Origin of the sequence: Streptomyces araujoniae (assembly GCF_050871195.1) — a bacterium.
GTDB classification, from domain to species: domain Bacteria; phylum Actinomycetota; class Actinomycetes; order Streptomycetales; family Streptomycetaceae; genus Streptomyces; species Streptomyces bacillaris.
The window spans coordinates 2,723,395-2,741,059 of record NZ_CP194070.1; the positions used below are offsets into that span (position 1 = coordinate 2,723,395).

A 17,665-nucleotide genomic window follows, 5' to 3' on the forward strand; every position below is an offset into this window, starting at 1 on the left:
GGAACGGTGATCGCTCCCCCCGCCGACCCCTCGCCCGCCGACTCCCCGCCCCCTTCCTCCCCCTCCCCTTCCCCTCCGCCCACCGCGCCTCCGTCCGCCGCGCCTCCGTCCGCCGACGCCCTGGTGCGCCGGGGTTCGTTCGGGGCGGGGCGCGGGCGGCGGCTCGCGGTGGCCGGGGCCGGGTTCGCGGGCCACCAGGTGGCCGAGGCCCTCGTCCCGGTACTGCTGGGCGTGGTCGTCGACCGCGCGATCGGCCGGGGCGAACCGGGGGCCCTGGTGGGCCTGCTGGCGGCGCTGGGCGGGCTGTTCGCGGTGCTGATCGTCTGCTGGCGTACGGGCTCGCGCCTGACGACCGGGGTGTACGTGTACGGGGAGCACGATCTGCGCCTGCTGGCGGCGGACCGGGTCCTGCACCCGGCGGGCCTGGCGGGGCGGCGACCGCCCGGCGAGGCGCTCACCATCGCCACCTCGGACGCCTCCAACGTCTCCGGGGTCTCCTGGCTGATCGCCGAACAGGGCGCGGCCCTGGCCGGGTTGCTCACCGCCGCGCTCTCCCTCTTCCTCATCTCCTGGCAGCTGGCCGCCGTGGTCCTCGCCGCGACGGCGGCCCAACCGGTCGTGCTGCACCTGCTGAGCGGCCCGCTGGAGCGCCGGGCCTACGCCGAACAGCGCGAGGCGGCCCGCGCGGGCGCCCTGGCCACCGACTTCACGGCCGGGTTCCGGGCGCTCAAGGGGTTCGGCGCGGAGGGGGCGGCGGCGCGGCGCTACCGGGAGGCGAGCCGGAGTTCGATGCGGGCCGCGTTGCGCCGGGTCCACGCGCTGGCCGGGCTCACGGCGCTCAACTCGGCGGTATCCGGGGCGTTCCTGGCCGGAATCGCCCTGCTGGCCGCCTGGCACGCGCTCGAAGGGCGCATCACCGTGGGCGAGTTCGTCACGGCGGTGGGGCTGGCCCAGGTGGTGGCGGGCCCGATGCAGACGCTGGGCTTCTTCGGTGCCTCGGTGGCCGCGAAGCGGGGCTCGGCACACCGGCTGGCAGAGCTGCTGGCGGAGCCGTACGCGGTGCGGGAACACCCCCAGGATTCCCAAGCCGCCTCCCTTGAAGCCCTGTTCGCGATGCGCCACGGTTCGGTGACCGTCACCGCCCGCCCCGGCGAGCTGATCGGCGTACGGGCCTGCGGGGCGGTGGCCGAGGAGGTGACGGCCCTGGCCGCCTGCCGCCGGGAACCTGCACCGGGGCAGTACACGGTGGCGGGCCGGGACGCGTACGGCCTCTCCCCCGACGACGTACGCCGGACGGTCCACGCGCCCCCGCACGGCGCGGCCGTCTTCACCGGCACGGTCGCGGAGAACCTGGTCACGGAGACCGTGCGCGCGGCGGCGGTCACCGCCTCCGGCCTGGACGACGTGCTCACCCACCTCCAGGACGGGCTCGACTCCCCAGTGGGCGAGCAGGGCCGCTTCCTCTCCGGTGGACAGCGCCAACGCCTGCTGCTGGCAAGGGCGTTGCACCAGCCCCAGCCCGTGCTGGTCCTGCACGAACCGACGACGTCGGTGGACACGGTGACCGAGGACCGGATCGCCCGGAACCTGCGGGGAGCCGCCCGGAACCCGCACGGCGAGGAGGCCCGGGCGATCGTCCTGGTCACCACCAGCCCGACCCTGCTCGGCGCCTGCGACCGGGTGTACGACCTGACGGCGGAGACCGTCACCACGGAGGCCGCACGATGACGACGACCACGGGAACAGGCGCAGACGCGGGCGCGGGAGCAGGCGCAGGCACGCACGCGGGGGCAGGCACGCACGCGGGGGCAGGCACGGACGCGGGCACGGGAACAGAACCAGACGCGGGCCCGAGTGCAGAGACGACCGTCAGCACAGAGAGCGACCCCGCCGCTGCCGGCGCCCGACTCCCCACCGCCACACCGCGCGAGACCGCCCGCACCACCCTCCGCCTGCTCACCCGCCACCGCCTGCGCCTGGCCGCGACGGTCCTGGTCCTGCTGGCGGCGACCGCCTCGGCCCTCGCCGTACCGGCCCTGCTCGGCACGATGGTCGACGCGGTGGCGGACGGCCGCCCCTGGTCCGCGCTGCTGACTCCCGCCGGGGGGATCGTCGCGGCGACGGCGGCGGGCGTCGGGCTGGGCTGGTGGGGCCAGTTGCTGCTGGCCCGTACCGCTCAGCACACCCTGGCGGGGCTGCGCGAGGACGTGTTCGCCACAGCGGTGGCCCAGCCGTCCGCCGTCCTGGAGCGGGCGGGCAGCGGGGACCTGGTGTCCCGGGTCGCCGGGGACGCGGAAGCGGTCAACACGGTGATCGGGCGGGTGCTCCCGGCCTTCGTGGGCGCCCTGTTCACCATCGCCCTGACGCTGGTCGGCATCGGCGTGATCGACCCCCGCTTCGCGCTCGCGGTGCTGCTGGCGACCCCGGTGCAGTACCTGGCGCTGCGCCGCTTCCTGGCCCGCTCGGGCCCGGTCTACCGGTCCGTGCGCGAGGCGGAGGCGGCACGCGGACAGCAGCTCATCGAGACGCTGGCGGGGGCCGACACCGTCACCGCCCTGCGCGACCAGCCCCGGCACCGGGCCGCCGTCGCCGCCACGTCGGAGCGGGCGATCGGCCACGAACTGCGGGCGGTACGGCTGCGCACCACGTTCTACGGGCTCCTCAACCTCGCGGAGTTCATCGGCCTGGCCGCCGTCCTGGCCGTGGGCTACCACCTGGTGGGCGCCGGGGCGGTGACGCTGGGCGCGGCCACGGCGGCGGCGCTCTACTTCCACCAGCTCTTCGGCCCCATCGGCGTCCTGCTCTCCAACGTGGACGAACTCCAGAACGCGGCGGCGGGGCTGGCCCGACTGGTGGGGGTGCTCACGCTCCCGGCACCGGCACCGGAGGCGAAGGCGGAGACCGGGCCGGAACCACGGGGAACGATCACCCCGGCCGGAGACCCGGCCCGTGCCGGACACCCCACCCCGGCCGGACAACCCATCCTCCCCGGCCGGCTCGCCCTGGAGAACGTCTCGTACGGCTACGCTCCCGGCCGCCGTACGCTCCACGGGGTGACGCTCACCGTGGAGCCGGGCGAGACGGTGGCGGTGGTCGGGGCGAGCGGCGCGGGCAAGACGACGCTCGCCAAGATCGCGGCCGGGGTCCTGGTCCCCGACACGGGCCGGGTCCTCCTGGACGGCACCCCGCTGGACCACATCCCCACGGCCGAACTCCGCCGCCGGGCCGTCCTGGTGAGCCAGGAGGTCCATGTCTTCGACGGCACGGTCGCGGAGGACCTGCGCCTCTTCGCCCCGGGGGCCACGGACGCCGGGATCCGGGCCGCGGCCGACCGCCTCGGCGCCACGGCCTGGCTGGACGCGCTCGCCCACGGCCTGGACACCCGTGTCGGCGCGGCCGGTGAACCCCTCACCGCCGCCCGGGCTCAGCACCTCGCCCTGCTCCGGCTCGCCCTGGCGGCCCCGGCGGTGGCCCTGCTGGACGAGGCGACGGCGGAGGCGGGCACGGCCGACGCGGACCTCCTGGAACACGCGGCGACGGCCGCCCTCACCGGACGTACGGGCCTGGTGATCGCCCACCGCCTCGGCCAGGCGGCCCGCGCGGACCGGGTCGTGGTCATGGACGCGGGCCGGATCGTGGAGCTGGGCACCCATGCGGAGCTGGCGGGGGCGGGCGGACCGTACGCCCGCCTCTGGGCGAGCTGGACCCGCGAACGGTGAATCGGGGCCGACGCGGTCAGACGCGTTCGCGGATCCATGCGGCCAGTTCACGGACGACCTCGGCGGAGGCGCCGCCGAGGTGGACCAGGGCCCCGTCGGTGATGGTGGGGAAGTCGCCGTAGAGGGAGGGCAGGGAGAAGCCCGCCGACCGGAGTGCCTCGGCGAGGTCCTTGGCGGCGAGGTTGCCCTCGACGAGCGCGGCATCCTGGGCGGGTCGCTGGTAGTACATGGGGGATCAGCCTTTCGTCGCGGCTAAGTGGAGCGCGGAGTAAGGGAACTGACGGGTCATGCGTCGCGCGGGGGCGCCGAGAGTACGAACCCCAGCTCTCCGGCGGCGTCCACGACCAGTGACATGAGCTGTGCGGTGGTCAGGGCCTCGCGCCGCTCCCCGTGCGGGCCGAAGAGCAGGACGTACGCCGCCGGCTCGCCCCGCACCAGCGGCACCCGGAGCCCCGGGGTGGTGCCCGGCGTCGGCTCGGACCTGTCTGTCACGCGGCTCCTCCAGAGCGCGGGGGCCTCCGGCCGACGGAACACCGTCCGGTGACGGCGGCACGGAGAGGACGAAGTACGTGGCCTTGCCGCGGGGCAGGACGCGTACGCCCCAGTCGTCGGCGAGGCTCTCCACCAGGAGCAGCCCGCGCCCCGAGGTGGCCCCCGGCCCCGCGTCCCGTACGGCCGGGAGGCCACTTCCGTGGTCGACGACAGTGACGGTGAAGGCACTTGCGGTCCGCGTACACGTCACACGGCAGGAGGGGCTGCCCGCGGCGTGCAGCACGGCGTTGGTGACGAGTTCACTGACGAGAAGCTCGGCGGTCTCCGACAGCTCGCCGCCGATCCCCCAGCCCTCCATCACCCCTCGCACGGATTTTCTGGCCGCCCGGACGGACCCCTCGGCGGCGGGAAAGGTAAAGGTCGGCTCTTCGCTGTCCACCAGAGTTCACCTCTCGGCATGTGGCGCGGACCGGCGAAATCACCGACCACACCACGGGCGTTGCCACGCTTCGCCATCATGGAATGACATTGCGTGACCGACGGGAACACCGTAGCGCTGCATACTCCCGTTCTGCAACTACCCTTTCGCATGTATGCATATCTACTTGCTGGCGCTCCCGCCGGAGCAGCGGGCAGACTGTCCACCGACACATTCGAGGAGCGTGATGGGCCAGACGATCAGGAGCCGCCGACTCGGTTCGGACCTGCGGCAACTGCGCCGCAAGGCCAACCTGACGGCTGAGGCGGTCGGCACCGAACTCGGCTTCTCCCAGTCGAAGATGAGCCGGATAGAGAGCGGCGACGTCCGCGTCTCGCGCACCGACCTGAAGGCCCTGCTCGCGCTCTACGACGTCACCGACGAGAAGCAGATCACCGCGTTCGTGGAGGCGGCGAAGGACGCCAAGTCCCGTGGCTGGTGGATCGCTTACGAGGACGCGCTGCCGCGCGAGTACCGGGACTTCATCGCGCTGGAGGGCTCGGCGGCCGGGATCCGGACGTTCGAGGGCATGATCGTGCCGGGCCTGATGCAGACGCCGGACTACACGCGCCACATCATCACGGCGGGCCCGGCGGTGCTGCCGCCCGGCCATGTGGACTCGCTGATCACGGTGCGAATGGAGCGCCAGTCGATCCTGGAAAGCGAAAATCCCCCGAAGATCTGGGCGATCGTGACGGAGGGCGCGCTGCGCCAAGTGGTCGGCGGCTATGCGGTGATGCTGGACCAGCTCAACCACTTGGTGCGCCTCACCGAGCGGAGCAACATCACGTTGCAGGTGCTGCCGTTCGAGGCGGGTGCGCACGCGGGCGTCCAAAGTCCCTTCGTACTCTTCGACTTCCCGGCAGACCCCAGCATCGCCTGCGTGGCGAACCTGACCGGGACGCTGTTCATGGACCAGACCGGACAGCTCAACGCGTTCTCCGACGCGTTCGACAACCTCCGGGCCAGCGCGCTGAGCCCGGCAGATTCACTGACGCGCATCACCGACATCATGGATCTGATGCGCCGAGAACGAGACAAGAGGAACCCATCATGACCACCGCCACCCCCACCGTCGTCGGCCCGTTCGTCAAGGCCACTGCCAGCGGCCAGCAGGACAACTGCGTGGAGGTGGCCCCTCTCTCCGACGGCGGCCGGGCAGTCCGCGACAGCAAGAACCAGCACGGCCCGCGCCTCCACTTCGGCCCCGCCCAGTGGACCGCCTTCACTGACAGCGTGAAGACTGGCGTCTGACCTACCCGCGATCAGACCCGAGGGAGTCACCATGCCCAACATCCCCGTCGTAGTCGGCCCGTTCGCCAAAGCCACCGCAAGTGGACAGTTGGACGCGTGCGTGGAGGTGGCCCCCCTCTCCGACGGCGGCCGGGCAGTCCGCGACAGCAAGAACCAGCACGGCCCCCGCCTCCACTTCGGCCCCACCCAGTGGACCGCCTTCACCGACGGTGTGAAGGGCGAGGCGTACGGGAGCTGAACCGACCCCGCCCCCTGACCGGGCCGGGCCGCACGGAGCGCAGATCCGTGCGGCCCGGCCCTTGTCATAGGCGGCCCTTAGGGTGAGCCGATGGCCGCAGCGAAGAGAAGCCCGAAGAACCCGCTCGACGTCGACCCCGGCGCGATATTCGCGTTCCGTACGTCGCCGCTCCACCCCGACTCCCCGCCCGGGACCGGACGCTTCGGCGCTCTCGCGGTGGTCGGGCGGGCGCCGGAGGTGATCGTCGTGGCGGTGTTCGACGGGGTGTGGGACCGGCTGCCCACGTCGGCGGAGGTACGGGAACACCGGGTGCTGCGGCGCCGGCGGTTCGCGCACACGGGGAGGCCGGCGGTGTTCGCGTGCGGGGTGGAGGACACGACCGGGCTGAGTGATCTCACCGCGCTGGGGACCGCCCCGCTCACCGCCGAGCAGACGAAGCTGGCCGCCCCCTACCTCTCCCCCCGGAGCGTCGGCACGTCGTTCTCCACGCTCGCCCTGGCCGATGCCGACGTGGAGGGCGAGTGGCGGTGGGCGCACGACCGGGAGGCGCTGCTGCGGGAGCAGGAGGCGGTGGAGGAGCGGCGGCGGCTCGCGGCGGAGGCGGAGAAGGAGCGGTACGCGGCGCGGCTGGCGGCGCTCACGTGGGAGCAGCTTCTGGCGGAGACCCCGTTCGAGCGGTGGACGCCGTCGCCGCCGTTTCCCCCGGCCGCGTTCCGGCGGGCGGCCGCGCGGCGGGTGCACCAGGCCTGCCGGGAGCTGCGGGACCTGGGACCGAAGCCCCGGAAGCCCGCCGTGCGGAAGGTGCTGAAGTCGCTGGTGCTGTGGTTCAACACGGCCGACCAGGCGGCGGGCTGGGTCATCGAGACGGAGGAGCGCGAGTGCATCTGCTTCGTGCTCGAAGAGCTGGCGCATGTCGCCGGACACCCGTCGCTCGTCATGGAGGTCGACGACTGGCGCGAGTGGTGAACGCCCGGAGCCGGAGAGCATGAGAAAAGCCGCTGCCCCGTGAGCGAACTCACGGGGCAGCGGCCTACATGGGAATTGTGGAGATGGCGGGAATCGAACCCGCGTCCAACGGTGCGGAACCAGGGCTTCTCCGAGTGCAGTTCGCTACGCTTTTCTCGGCCCCGGAGGTCACGCGAACAAGCCTCCGACAGGCCCAGCCACTGTTTGATTTCCTCCTCGGCCCCGTGGCCGGGCCGAGAAGTTTAGATCCCTAGTTGATGCCAGGATCCGGGTCGGGATCACCCCCGGGCTGACACTCCGCAGAGTCTTCGCTAGCTGCTAATTAGGCAGCGAGGGCGAAGGCGGAGGAATCGCGCTTGGAATTGGCGATTATTGTTTGCGACATATGGTTTACGAGATCATTGCCGCTTCCTCGACTCGCTTCCCCTGCTTCGACATCCGCTGTCGAAACCGATCATCCCCATGTTGATTTTTCAAAACGCGCACCTTCGGTGAGGTGCACGGCCCATCGTACGTGACCAACGCGGGACGATGCCAGCGTATTCCTCCCGGGCGGGCCCGGGGCGGGTCTGGGCGGACCCGGATGCACGCCTGGGCGGGCCCGGACAGGGCTGCTCAGGCGCTGCGCTGCCGGCGGCGGGCGGCCGCGATGGCGCGGTTGGTCTCGCGGGTGTCCTGCTTCTCGCGGAGGGTCTGGCGCTTGTCGTACTCCTTCTTGCCCTTGGCGAGCGCGATCTCCACCTTCACTCGGCCGTCCTTGAAGTACAGGGCGAGCGGCACGATGGTGTGGCCGGTCTCCGAGGACTTGGACTCCAGCTTGTCGATCTCGGCCCGGTGGAGGAGCAGCTTGCGCTTGCGCTTGGCCGCGTGGTTGGTCCAGGTGCCCTGGACGTACTCGGGGACGTGGATGTTGTGGAGCCACGCCTCGTGGTCGTCGATCTGGACGAACCCGTCGACCAGGGAGGCCCGTCCCATGCGCAGGGACTTCACCTCGGTGCCCATGAGCACGAGGCCGCACTCGTAGGTGTCGAGGATGGTGTAGTCGTGCCGCGCCTTCTTGTTCTGCGCGATCATCTTGCGCCCGGTGTCTTTTTCCTTCGCCATAGTGCGGTCATTTTCGCACTACGACCCACCCCCGAGGCCACTCAATACCGTCTCGGCCCGCTGCTGGGCCCGATCGGGGGCCACCAGGTCGGGGGTGATGCCCGTGCCCTCGACGGTGCGGCCGGCCGGGGTGCGGTAGTGGCCCACGGTCAGCTCGGCCACCGCGCCGTCCGCCAGCTCGCTGGGCATCTGCACCGAGCCCTTGCCGAAGGTGCGGGAACCGACGGTGACGGCCCGGCCCCGGTCCTGGAGGGCGCCGGTGAGCAGTTCGGCGGCGCTCATCGTGCCGCCGTCGACGAGGACCACCACCGGGCGCTCGGTGTCGCCGCCGGGGTCGGCGTAGAGGGCCTGCTCCTCGCCGCGTACGTCGTAGGTGGCGACCAGGCCGCCGTCCAGGAAGGCGGAGGCGGCGGTGACGGCCTCGGTGACCAGGCCCCCGGAGTTGGCACGGAGGTCCAGGAGTATGCCGGCGTCCTCGGGGGCCTCGCGGACCGCGTCCCTGACCTGCCGGCCGCTGCCCTTGGTGAACGCGGCGACCTTGAGGAGATAGGCCGCCGAGGGGCCGGTGCCCAGACGGCTCACGGTGACCGCCTCGGGGGTCAGCCGGGCCCGTTTCAGCGTCCGTGTGGAGGGTTTTCCGTCCCGTACGAGACCGAGGACGACGGGGGTCCCTTCCCCGGCTCCCGTACCGTCACCGCGCAGTAACGCGACGACCTCGGGGACGGGCCTGCGGTCCATGCGGCGGCCGTCGACCGTGCGGAGCAGGTCGCCCTCGCGGATCCCGGCCCGGTCGGCGGGCCCGCCGGGCTGGACGCGGGAGACGGCGACGCCTCCGCCCTCGGTGCGGCGGGCGGAGAGGCCGACGCCCAGGTACGAGCCGTCGAGGGCCTGCTCGAACTCCTCGTACTCCCGCTCGTCGTAGACCGCGCCCCACCGGTCACCGCTCCGGCTGACGACCTCCCCGGCCGCCTCCTTCACGGACTTCCCGTCCGCCTCGGCCCGTGCCGCCGCGTCCTCGATCTCCGCCCGGTCCACCGGTGCGCGGCTGGAGGCGACCGTACGGGCCGGGAGTTCGGGCAGGGGGTCGGGGTCCTGGGGCAGCGAACCGGTCGCCGCGCCCGTGGCGAGGACACACCCGAAGACCAATGTCAGGGCCGCCCCGCGGCAGAGGCCGCGGGGCCGGAAGCGTTGCGAACAACCCGACATGGCGCCGAGTCTAGGACAAGCCCCCCGGGGCGCACGGGTGATCGCCCATGCGCCCCGGGGAGGCGTATGTCATACCTTCAGGTACTTGCGGAGCGCGAAGAGGGCCGCGACGGCCGGCATCAGCAGACCGATCGCGAGCACCAGCGGGAGCTTGGTGAGGACCGCGTCCCAGCCGATGAAGTTGATCAGGTTCAGCTTCTCCTGGAGGGCGAGTCCGCCGTCGATCAGGAAGTACCGGCCGCCCAGCAGCATCGCGCAGGCCAGCAGACCGCCGATGAGACCGGCGACGGCGGCCTCCATGATGAAGGGGGCCTGGATGTAGAAGCCGGAGGCGCCCACCAGGCGCATGATCCCCGTCTCACGTCTCCGGCTGAACGCGGAGACGCGCACGGTGTTGACGATGAGGATCACCGCGATGACGAGCATGAGGATCATCACGTAGATCGCGACGACGTTCATGCCGTTCATCAGCTCGAAGAGGTTGTCCAGGATGGACCGCTGGTCCTGGACGGACTGCACCCCGTCCCGGCCCGCGAAGGCCGTCGCGACGACCTTGTACTTCTGCGGGTCCTTCAGTTTGACGCGGAACGACTCCTGCATCTGGTCGGGCGTGATGTTGCCCGCCATCGGGGAGTCGCCGAACTGCTCCTGGTAGTGCTTGTACGCCTCGTCGACGGTCTCGAAGTGGACCGGCTTCTGCACCGCCTCCATCTTCTCCAGGTCGGCCTTGATCTGGGCCTTCTGCTCCGCCGTGACCGCGCCCTTCGCGCACTTGGGCATGTCCTTGGCGTCGTTCTTGTTGCAGAGGAAGATCGAGACGTTGACCTTGTCGTACCAGTAGTCCTTCATCGTGCTGACCTGTTCGCGCATCAGCAGCGCGCCCCCGAACAGGGCGAGCGAGAGGGCGACGGAGACCACGACGGCGAAGGTCATCGTGAGGTTGCGACGGAGACCGACGCCGATCTCCGACAGGACGAACTGGGCGCGCATGGCGTCCTTTCAGTGACTCGATGCTCGAAGTGCGCGAGGGGCCCGCGGGCCCCTCGGTCAGTGCTGGTAGCCGTAGACGCCGCGTGCCTGGTCGCGTACGAGACGGCCCTGTTCGAGCTCGATGACGCGCTTGCGCATCTGGTCGACGATGTTCTGGTCGTGGGTCGCCATGATCACGGTGGTGCCGGTCCGGTTGATCCGGTCCAGCAGCTTCATGATCCCGACGGAGGTCTGGGGGTCGAGGTTGCCGGTCGGCTCGTCCGCGATCAGCAGCATCGGGCGGTTGACGAAGGCCCGCGCGATGGCCACGCGCTGCTGCTCACCACCGGACAGCTCACCGGGCATCCGCTCCTCCTTGCCGCCGAGGCCGACGAGGTCGAGCACCTGGGGCACGGCCTTGCGGATCTCGCCGCGCGGCTTGCCGATGACCTCCTGCGCGAAGGCCACGTTCTGCGCGACGGTCTTGTTGGGGAGCAGGCGGAAGTCCTGGAAGACCGTCCCCAGCTGGCGGCGCATCTGCGGCACCTTCCAGTTGGACAGCCGCGCGAGGTCCTTGCCGAGCACATGGACCATGCCCGTGCTGGCGCGCTCCTCGCGCAGGATGAGCCGCATGAAGGTCGACTTGCCGGAGCCGGAGGAGCCCACCAGGAAGACGAACTCACCCTTCTCGATGTCCAGCGAGACATCGCGCAGAGCCGGTCGGTTCTGCTTCGGGTAGGTCTTGGAGACGTTGTCGAATCGGATCACGGATGCACCACGGTCGGCCGGGAGTAGGTGAGCGTGACCATACGCGAACCGGGCTCACGCGTGCAGGCGGCGTCCGGCAATGGGCGATTTATGGCGGATCGCCGTACGGAACGCATCGGGTCGGACCGTCCCTTGTCCGGCGGGCCGCGCCGAAAGCGGCGGGAGCTGGCACAGTGGTGGGGGGAACGGTTGTGTTTCCCGGAGCGTTGTACGGAGAGAGCGGTCGACAAGCTCCGCCGCGCGGGAGGAGGAATGCGCATGACCTATGACCGACTGGTGTGCGCGAACTGCGCGGCCCCCGTCAGCGAGGGGCGCTGCCGCGTCTGCCGTGCCGTGCGGCAGCAGATGCTGGAGGAGCAGGGCCAGAGCCCGCTGGCCGGGCTGAATCCGGCCATGCTGATCGCGCTGATGGTCGTGCTGCTCGCGGGCCTGGCGCTGCTGGCCCATCAGACCGCCTGACCTCCGCCCGCCCCCGGGGGCGCACAACCCCCTGAGGGACGCCTCGGAACGTCCGCGTACGGCCGCCGGAGAGACCGACGCGCGCCGGAACGCACAGAAGGGCCCGGAAGGCTTCTACGGCCTTCCGGGCCCTTCGCTGTGCCGTGCGGCGCCGGAGCGGGTACGGAGGGGGCAGGTGCGCCCTCCGTACCCGGTCCTCAGCGGGCCCTAGGCGACCGTGCGGCCGCCGCCGACCAGACGCGGCAGGATGCGGAAGCCGATGCCGCCGGCGATCATCGTCGCGGCGCCGATGACCAGGAAGGTGGTCTCGGCCGCACCGGTCTCGGCCAGTTCTTCCTTGCCCGTGCTCTGCTCGACCGGCTGGTTGCCGACGCTGTCGGTGTCCGTCCGGTCCTCGCACTCGACGACACCGGAGTCGACGGTGCAGGCGTCGTCGCCACCGGTGGCGGTGCCGCCGTTGGTGCCGGTGCTACCGGTGCTGCCGTTGGTGCCGCTGGCACCGGTGTTGCCACCGTTGTTGCCGTTGCCGCCCTCGGAGGCGCCGCCCTGCTGGCCACCCTGGTTGCCACCCTCGGAGGCACCACCCTGGTTGCCCTCGGAGGCGCCGCCCTGCTGCTCGCCACCCTCGGAAGCGCCACCCTGGTTGCCCTCGGAAGCGCCGCCCTGCTGCTCGCCACCCTCGGAAGCGCCACCCTGGTTGCCCTCGGAAGCGCCGCCCTGCTGCTCGCCACCCTCAGAGGCACCACCCTGGTTGCCCTCGGAAGCACCGCCCTGGTTACCTTCGGAAGCGCCGCCCTGCTGCTCGCCACCCTCGGAAGCGCCACCCTGGTTGCCCTCGGAAGCGCCGCCCTGGTTACCTTCGGAAGCGCCGCCCTGCTGCTCGCCACCCTCAGAGGCACCACCCTGGTTGCCCTCGGAAGCGCCGCCCTGCTGCTCGCCACCCTCAGAGGCACCACCCTGGTTGCCCTCGGAAGCACCGCCCTGCTGCTCGCCACCCTCAGAGGCACCACCCTGGTCGACGCCGCCGGCCGGGTTGTCCTCCTCGTTCTGGATCGACACCTCGGCGCTGAGGCCCGAGTCGCCGAGTCCGGTGTCGACGCCGATACCGACCGCCTGCGCCGCACCCGCGACGGTCAGCGAGGCACCTGCCGCGATAACCGCACCAGCGGCTATCCGCGCGACGCGAACGCGCGTCTTCTTCGTCATCTGTTGCTACCCCCAGTAGCCGATCTCGTCAGTGGAGCAGCCATATGCGGGCCACGGCAGCCCTCGGGGAATCGCTCGTCGCTTTCGGCTGAGGCCACGTCATGTCGTGGTCACCCCCGCCGGCCCCCGGTTCACACCCGTCCCAGACATACGCATGCTGCTCCAGCACCCTGACCAGAGTTGAGGATTCAGTCAAGGCCGTTCCGTGCAGTACCCACCCATATGAGGGTTCTTGACGGGTATTCGGCAGCCCGACTGTGACGCATCGGGCACAGGTTCCCCCCAACTCGCCTTCCCCTCGGCTCGCCCCGGCCCTCCCCGAACGCGGAAGGGCCCGGACAGTTCCCTGTCCGGGCCCGGCCTTCGTACGGCGGAGGCTACTTCTCGCGCTGCTTGCGCCAGCGGATACCGGCCTCGACGAAACCGTCGATCTCGCCGTTGAAGACCGCCTCGGGGTTGCCCATCTCGAACTCCGTACGCAGGTCCTTGACCATCTGGTACGGGTGGAGGACGTACGAACGCATCTGGTTGCCCCAGGAGTTGCCGCCGTCGCCCTTGAGCGCGTTCATCTTGGCCTGCTCCTCCTGACGGCGGCGCTCGAGGAGCTTGGCCTGGAGGACGTTCATCGCGGACGCCTTGTTCTGGATCTGCGAGCGCTCGTTCTGGCAGGAGACGACGATGCCGGTGGGCAGGTGGGTGAGACGGACCGCGGAGTCCGTCGTGTTGACGCCCTGTCCGCCGGGGCCCGAGGAGCGGTACACGTCGACGCGCAGCTCGGACTCGTCGATCTCGATGTGGTCGGTCTGCTCGACGACCGGGAGCACCTCGACGCCCGCGAAGGACGTCTGGCGGCGGCCCTGGTTGTCGAAGGGCGAGATCCGGACCAGGCGGTGGGTGCCCTGCTCGACGGAGAGCGTGCCGTAGGCGTACGGGACCTGGACGGCGAAGGTGGTCGACTTGATGCCGGCCTCTTCGGCGTAGGCCGTCTCGTAGACCTCGGTCTTGTAGCTGTGCTGCTCGGCCCAGCGGAGGTACATGCGCTGGAGCTTCTCCGCGAAGTCGGCGGCGTCGACGCCACCGGCCTCGGCGCGGATGGTGACGAGCGCCTCGCGGGCGTCGTACTCGCCGGACAGGAGGGTGCGCACCTCCATCTCGTCCAGCGCCTTCTTCACCGACTCCAGCTCGGCCTCGGCCTCGGCCAGCGTGTCGGCGTCGCCCTCGTCCTCGGCCAGCTCGAAGAGGACCGCGAGGTCGTCGATGCGACCGCGCAGGGCCTCGGCCTTGCGGACCTCGGCCTGGAGGTGCGAAAGCTTGCTGGTGATCTTCTGGGCCGCCTCCGGGTCGTCCCACAGAGACGGTGCCGCTGCCTGCTCCTCGAGCGCGGCGATGTCCGCCCTCAGCGCATCCAGGTCCAGGACGGCCTCGATCGACCCCATGGTCGAGGAGAGGGACTTCAGCTCTTCGGAAATATCGACGACTGCCACGGGTCCAGCGTAACGGCATGGCGGAAGAAGCTTGCCCTCCCCCGGGGACCCCCGCGCTCCGCGGGCGGTCCCCACCGGCCCCGCGGCGGGCTCCTACGGGGTCGCCGGGGCCGAGTTCTCGCTGTCCTGGGGGCCCGCCGGGTCCCCGTCGCCACCGCCCGCCGCCAGCCAGCCGCCGACCGCCACGGCCCCGCAGAGCAGGACGGCCGCGGCGCCCAGGGTGATCCGGCGCTTGCGGACGGCCGCCGCCTTGTTACGGGCGGAGCCGGGGCGCGGCTTCCCGGGGGCGCGCGGGGCGCGGGCGGTGCCGAGGGGACCGCCGGCCAGTTCGTCGGGGGCGGGGACGCGCATGCTCGTGTGGGTGTCCCGGTTGGAGTCCGGTGCGGAGCCGGGCACCAGGGGGACCGCGCCGCGGCGGCGGGGCTCCTCGGCGGAGGGGGTGTACTGCTGCTCGTCGTACGCGGCCGGCTGCTGCTCCGCCCCGTCGCCGCCGGGCTCGTCCACGTCCAGCGGCGGGATACCGGCCAGGAGCGGGAGCAGGTCGCGGAGGCGGGCGGCCAGCTCGGAGGCGCGCAGCCGGGAGGCGGGGGCCTTGGCCAGGCACTGGACGAGGAGCCGCCAGAGCTCCTCGGGGATGCCGGGGAGCGGGACGACGGTCTCGGTGACATGGCGGCGCAGGACCGCGCCGGGGTGGCCGCCGCCGAAGGGGGTGAACCCGGCGAGCAGCTCGTACAGCACGGTCGCGAGCGCGTAGATGTCCACGGCGGCGCGCGGCGGGAGGCCCTCGACGATCTCGGGGGCCAGATAGTCAGGCGTACCGATGATCTTGGTGGCCTTGGTGCGGCGCGGGGTGTCGATGAGCTTGGCGACACCGAAGTCGGTGAGCAGGGCCGGGTGGGAGCCGCCGGGGCCGAGGGGCCCCTCCATGTCGAGGAGGATGTTCTCCGGCTTGACGTCCCGGTGGACGATCTGGGCCTTGTGGGCGGCGGCCAGGCCGTCGGCGACGTCCGCGATGATCGCGACGGCGGCCTCGGGGGCGAGGCGGCGTTCGCGGTCCAGGCGGGTGCGCAGGTCGGTGCCGCGTACGAGGGTCATGACCAGGGCGAGGTCGTTGCCGTCCACCACGAGGTCCCGGACGGCGACCACGTTGGGGTGGTCGAGCCCGAGCAGGGCGGTGCGCTCCTGCACGAACCGCCCCACCAGCTCCTGGTCGGACGCGAGGTCCTCACGGAGCAGCTTGATGGCGACCGGCCCCTCGGGGCCCTCGCCGAGCCACACCGTGCCGGCGCTGCCGCGCCCCAGGATCTGGTGGGCCGTGTACCGGCTGCCGATATTCCGTGCCAAGACTGCTCCCTCAGCGGCTGGCGGTGGACCCCCGGTCGACAAAGTTACGCGGCGCCGGGGGTGATGCGTGCCAGGGATGGCGCCGAACCGCACTTCTCCGGGCGTAATCCGCCCGGAGAAGTCGACAAAGGGACAAGGAGGGGCGGGGTCAGCCCCCGTCAGGCTCCGCCCGTGCCGCCGGATTCGCCGGTGGCCTCACCGAGCTGGGAGACCCAGTCGGTGACCTTGCCGATGGCGTCACCGATGGCTTCCCAGTACCCCTTGCCCTGGGCGACCCAGTCCTGGAGCGGGGTCAGCTCCCAGATGAGCCAGCCGGCGATGACGAGGAGCACCACGGTGAACAGACAGCCCTTGAGGCAGCCGAGTCCGGGGATGCGCATCGGGTTGGCGCTGCGCTGCCTCGGGGGACGCGGTTCGCGCGGCGGGCGCGCGGCGGGCTGCTGGGGCTGCTGCGGCTGGGGCGCGTACTGCTGGCGCTGGGGCTGCGGGGGCGCCTGGTAACGCTGGGGCTGATGTTGCTGCTGCTGGGACGCCGGGTACTGCTGCTGGAGCGGCTGCTGCCGGTGCTGCGGAGGCCGCTGCTGGGGCTGCTGGGGCTGCTGGCGCTGGGGAGGCTGCTGGGGCGCCTGGCGCTGGGGGCGGCGGCGCAGCGGGTCCTGGCTCGGGTCCAGGTACTGCACCTGCGTCTGCTCGTTGCGGTCGCGGGCGGCCTGGAGCTGGGACTGCCAGGGGTGCGGGCTGTCCGGCTGCCCGTCGGGCTGCTGCGGCGGTACGGGCGGCAGGACGGCGGTCGGGTCGGCGTGGCCCTGGTTGCCGCCGGGTCCCCGGTTGCCGCCGGGCCCGCTCTGCGGGAGCACGCTGGTGGCGGCGGCCGGGTCGTACGAGCCCGCGTTGCTCGGCAGCACCTGGGTGGGGTCGGCGGCGCCGGGGGTCTCGGGGACGGCCGTGGGCGCCGGGTCCGGGGCGAGCAGGGCGCCCACCCCGTCGGCGGCGGCGATCTGGGCCGAGTTGGCGTGGACGCCGATGCCCGCGGCGACCGTACGCAGCGCACGGGCCAGGTTCTCGGCGCTGGGCCGCCGGTCGGGGTCCTTGCTCAGGCAGCGCTCTATGACCGTCCAGAGCGGCTCGGGGACGGTGGAGGGGCGGCGGGGCTCCTCGCTGAGGTGCCGGTGCAGGACTTCGAGGGCGGTGCCCCCGGCGAACGGCGGACGGCCGGTGACCAGCTCGTACAGCAGGATGCCCGCGCCGTAGATGTCCACGGCGGAGGTCTGCGGGCGGCCTTCGGCGGACTCCGGGGCCACATAGGCGGGGGTGCCGACGAACTCGTGCGTCCGGGTCAGCCCCGGGGAGTCCGCGAGCCGCGCGATGCCGAAGTCGGTGAGCATCGGGGTCATCCCGCCGTCGCGCTCGTCGAGCAGCACGTTGGCGGGCTTGAGGTCGCGGTGGACGACGCCGTCGGAGTGGCTGGCGGCGAGCGCGTCCGCGATCTGCGCGGTGAGCAGGGCGGCGGCGACCGGGGTGAGCGGGCCGTTAGCGCGGAGGTAGCGGTGCAGGTCGGGACCGTCGATCAGGTCCATCACCAGGGCGAGGAGGTCGCCCTCGACGACCAGGTCGCGGGTGCGCACGATGTTCGGGTGCGTGAGCCTCAGGAGGACCGAGCGCTCCCGCAGGAACCGCATCACGACGTCCGCGTCGTTGGCCAGCTCCTCCTTGAGGACCTTGATCGCCACGGTCTCGCCGGGCTGCCCGGCGACGGCCGCCTCGGCGCCCGCGGTCTCCCGCTGGCGGGCTCGCCAGACGGTGCCCGTGGCGCCGCGTCCGAGCGGCTCCTCCAGGAGGTACTTGCTGCCTACAGGCCGCACGTCTTGCACTCCCTGCTGATCGTGGTGCTCGCGGTCCCCCGGGCCTGCCCGGATGTTCCCGGCCCGATGTTCCGGCCCACTCTAATGCCGCTGGACAAGGGGGCGGGATGGCTCTC

17 protein-coding genes, 1 other RNA gene and 1 pseudogene are annotated in these 17,665 nt (G+C 71.9%); 7 read left to right on the forward strand and 12 right to left on the reverse strand.

The annotated features are described in order from the left end of the window. Positions 1–6 precede the first annotated feature (6 nt). Together ACQ9ZG_RS11545 and ACQ9ZG_RS11550 are read left to right on the forward strand one after the other, a co-directional pair. Positions 7–1,728 carry an ABC transporter transmembrane domain-containing protein gene (locus ACQ9ZG_RS11545; RefSeq protein WP_499280426.1) on the forward strand — a complete coding sequence of 574 codons (1,722 nt, stop codon included), beginning with the start codon at positions 7–9 and terminating at the stop codon, positions 1,726–1,728. Then, positions 1,725–3,719 carry an ABC transporter ATP-binding protein gene (locus ACQ9ZG_RS11550; RefSeq protein WP_499280428.1) on the forward strand — a complete coding sequence of 665 codons (1,995 nt, stop codon included), beginning with the start codon at positions 1,725–1,727 and terminating at the stop codon, positions 3,717–3,719. Before ACQ9ZG_RS11545 ends, ACQ9ZG_RS11550 begins: the two co-directional genes overlap by 4 nt. 16 nt (positions 3,720–3,735) lie before the next feature. Here ACQ9ZG_RS11550 and ACQ9ZG_RS11555 read toward each other — a convergent pair whose 3' ends face one another. The 3 genes and pseudogenes from ACQ9ZG_RS11555 to ACQ9ZG_RS11565 all read right to left on the reverse strand — a co-directional run. Further along, positions 3,736–3,948, reverse strand: coding sequence for a hypothetical protein (locus ACQ9ZG_RS11555; RefSeq protein ID WP_018488563.1), 213 nt, complete (start codon positions 3,946–3,948; stop codon positions 3,736–3,738). A gap of 56 nt (positions 3,949–4,004) precedes the next feature. Next, a complete protein-coding gene (locus tag ACQ9ZG_RS11560) occupies positions 4,005–4,211 on the reverse strand; it encodes a hypothetical protein (protein WP_028418331.1) in 207 nt (68 codons plus the stop codon). A 64-nt stretch (positions 4,212–4,275) separates the two neighbouring features. Continuing rightward, positions 4,276–4,650 (reverse strand): annotated as a pseudogene (locus ACQ9ZG_RS11565) (ATP-binding protein); the annotation flags it as partial. A gap of 226 nt (positions 4,651–4,876) precedes the next feature. Between ACQ9ZG_RS11565 and ACQ9ZG_RS11570 the strand changes: the two are divergent. From ACQ9ZG_RS11570 to ACQ9ZG_RS11585, 4 genes are all read left to right on the forward strand, one after another. Further along, positions 4,877–5,746, forward strand: a complete 870-nt coding sequence (locus tag ACQ9ZG_RS11570) for a helix-turn-helix domain-containing protein (RefSeq protein WP_109914434.1) — start codon at positions 4,877–4,879, stop codon at positions 5,744–5,746. Beyond that, positions 5,743–5,943, forward strand: a complete 201-nt coding sequence (locus ACQ9ZG_RS11575; protein ID WP_109914433.1) for a DUF397 domain-containing protein — start codon at positions 5,743–5,745, stop codon at positions 5,941–5,943. Before ACQ9ZG_RS11570 ends, ACQ9ZG_RS11575 begins: the two co-directional genes overlap by 4 nt. Before the next feature lie 31 nt (positions 5,944–5,974). Further along, positions 5,975–6,181, forward strand: a complete 207-nt coding sequence (locus ACQ9ZG_RS11580) for a DUF397 domain-containing protein (protein WP_109914432.1) — start codon at positions 5,975–5,977, stop codon at positions 6,179–6,181. A 90-nt stretch (positions 6,182–6,271) separates the two neighbouring features. Further along, entirely contained in the window at positions 6,272–7,147 is an 876-nt protein-coding gene (locus ACQ9ZG_RS11585; RefSeq protein ID WP_258311969.1) for a hypothetical protein, read from the forward strand. Between the two features lie 75 nt (positions 7,148–7,222). Here ACQ9ZG_RS11585 and ssrA read toward each other — a convergent pair. From ssrA to ftsE, 5 genes are all read right to left on the reverse strand, one after another. Next, positions 7,223–7,609: a transfer-messenger RNA gene (gene ssrA / locus ACQ9ZG_RS11590) on the reverse strand. Positions 7,610–7,762: 153 nt separating this feature from the next. Continuing rightward, positions 7,763–8,251 carry an SsrA-binding protein SmpB gene (gene smpB, locus ACQ9ZG_RS11595; RefSeq protein ID WP_026237616.1) on the reverse strand — a complete coding sequence of 163 codons (489 nt, stop codon included), beginning with the start codon at positions 8,249–8,251 and terminating at the stop codon, positions 7,763–7,765. A gap of 18 nt (positions 8,252–8,269) precedes the next feature. Then, positions 8,270–9,457 (reverse strand): S41 family peptidase, encoded by a 1,188-nt coding sequence (locus tag ACQ9ZG_RS11600; protein WP_109914431.1) that lies wholly within the window; start codon positions 9,455–9,457, stop codon positions 8,270–8,272. 69 nt (positions 9,458–9,526) lie between these two features. Then, entirely contained in the window at positions 9,527–10,447 is a 921-nt protein-coding gene (gene ftsX, locus ACQ9ZG_RS11605) for a permease-like cell division protein FtsX (protein ID WP_018488555.1), read from the reverse strand. A gap of 57 nt (positions 10,448–10,504) precedes the next feature. Beyond that, positions 10,505–11,194 carry a cell division ATP-binding protein FtsE gene (gene ftsE, locus ACQ9ZG_RS11610; RefSeq protein ID WP_018488554.1) on the reverse strand — a complete coding sequence of 230 codons (690 nt, stop codon included), beginning with the start codon at positions 11,192–11,194 and terminating at the stop codon, positions 10,505–10,507. A gap of 258 nt (positions 11,195–11,452) precedes the next feature. On the opposite strand from ftsE, the gene ACQ9ZG_RS11615 reads away from it, so the two are divergent. Next, positions 11,453–11,653, forward strand: a complete 201-nt coding sequence (locus ACQ9ZG_RS11615; protein ID WP_028418327.1) for a hypothetical protein — start codon at positions 11,453–11,455, stop codon at positions 11,651–11,653. A 207-nt stretch (positions 11,654–11,860) separates the two neighbouring features. Here the strand turns inward: ACQ9ZG_RS11615 and ACQ9ZG_RS11620 are convergent, their stop codons facing one another. From ACQ9ZG_RS11620 to ACQ9ZG_RS11635, 4 genes are all read right to left on the reverse strand, one after another. After that, positions 11,861–12,859 carry an LPXTG cell wall anchor domain-containing protein gene (locus ACQ9ZG_RS11620; RefSeq protein ID WP_109914430.1) on the reverse strand — a complete coding sequence of 333 codons (999 nt, stop codon included), beginning with the start codon at positions 12,857–12,859 and terminating at the stop codon, positions 11,861–11,863. A gap of 377 nt (positions 12,860–13,236) precedes the next feature. Further along, entirely contained in the window at positions 13,237–14,343 is a 1,107-nt protein-coding gene (gene prfB, locus ACQ9ZG_RS11625) for a peptide chain release factor 2 (protein WP_026237614.1), read from the reverse strand. A 93-nt stretch (positions 14,344–14,436) separates the two neighbouring features. Continuing rightward, positions 14,437–15,687 (reverse strand): serine/threonine-protein kinase, encoded by a 1,251-nt coding sequence (locus ACQ9ZG_RS11630; RefSeq protein WP_499280430.1) that lies wholly within the window; start codon positions 15,685–15,687, stop codon positions 14,437–14,439. A gap of 158 nt (positions 15,688–15,845) precedes the next feature. Beyond that, positions 15,846–17,549 (reverse strand): protein kinase domain-containing protein, encoded by a 1,704-nt coding sequence (locus ACQ9ZG_RS11635; RefSeq protein WP_165273626.1) that lies wholly within the window; start codon positions 17,547–17,549, stop codon positions 15,846–15,848. Between the last annotated feature and the right edge of the window lie 116 nt (positions 17,550–17,665).

What these genes read in the sequence shown, in the direction of transcription:
- ACQ9ZG_RS11550 (WP_499280428.1), top strand. Translation starts at nt 1,725, where the DNA reads ATGACGACGACCACGGGAACAGGCGCAGACGCGGGCGCGGGAGCAGGC.
- ACQ9ZG_RS11555 (WP_018488563.1), bottom strand. Translation starts at nt 3,948, where the DNA reads ATGTACTACCAGCGACCCGCCCAGGATGCCGCGCTCGTCGAGGGCAAC.
- ACQ9ZG_RS11570 (WP_109914434.1), top strand. Translation starts at nt 4,877, where the DNA reads ATGGGCCAGACGATCAGGAGCCGCCGACTCGGTTCGGACCTGCGGCAA.
- ACQ9ZG_RS11575 (WP_109914433.1), top strand. Translation starts at nt 5,743, where the DNA reads ATGACCACCGCCACCCCCACCGTCGTCGGCCCGTTCGTCAAGGCCACT.
- ACQ9ZG_RS11580 (WP_109914432.1), top strand. Translation starts at nt 5,975, where the DNA reads ATGCCCAACATCCCCGTCGTAGTCGGCCCGTTCGCCAAAGCCACCGCA.
- ACQ9ZG_RS11585 (WP_258311969.1), top strand. Translation starts at nt 6,272, where the DNA reads ATGGCCGCAGCGAAGAGAAGCCCGAAGAACCCGCTCGACGTCGACCCC.
- smpB (WP_026237616.1), bottom strand. Translation starts at nt 8,251, where the DNA reads ATGGCGAAGGAAAAAGACACCGGGCGCAAGATGATCGCGCAGAACAAG.
- ACQ9ZG_RS11600 (WP_109914431.1), bottom strand. Translation starts at nt 9,457, where the DNA reads ATGTCGGGTTGTTCGCAACGCTTCCGGCCCCGCGGCCTCTGCCGCGGG.
- ftsX (WP_018488555.1), bottom strand. Translation starts at nt 10,447, where the DNA reads ATGCGCGCCCAGTTCGTCCTGTCGGAGATCGGCGTCGGTCTCCGTCGC.
- ACQ9ZG_RS11615 (WP_028418327.1), top strand. Translation starts at nt 11,453, where the DNA reads ATGACCTATGACCGACTGGTGTGCGCGAACTGCGCGGCCCCCGTCAGC.
- ACQ9ZG_RS11620 (WP_109914430.1), bottom strand. Translation starts at nt 12,859, where the DNA reads ATGACGAAGAAGACGCGCGTTCGCGTCGCGCGGATAGCCGCTGGTGCG.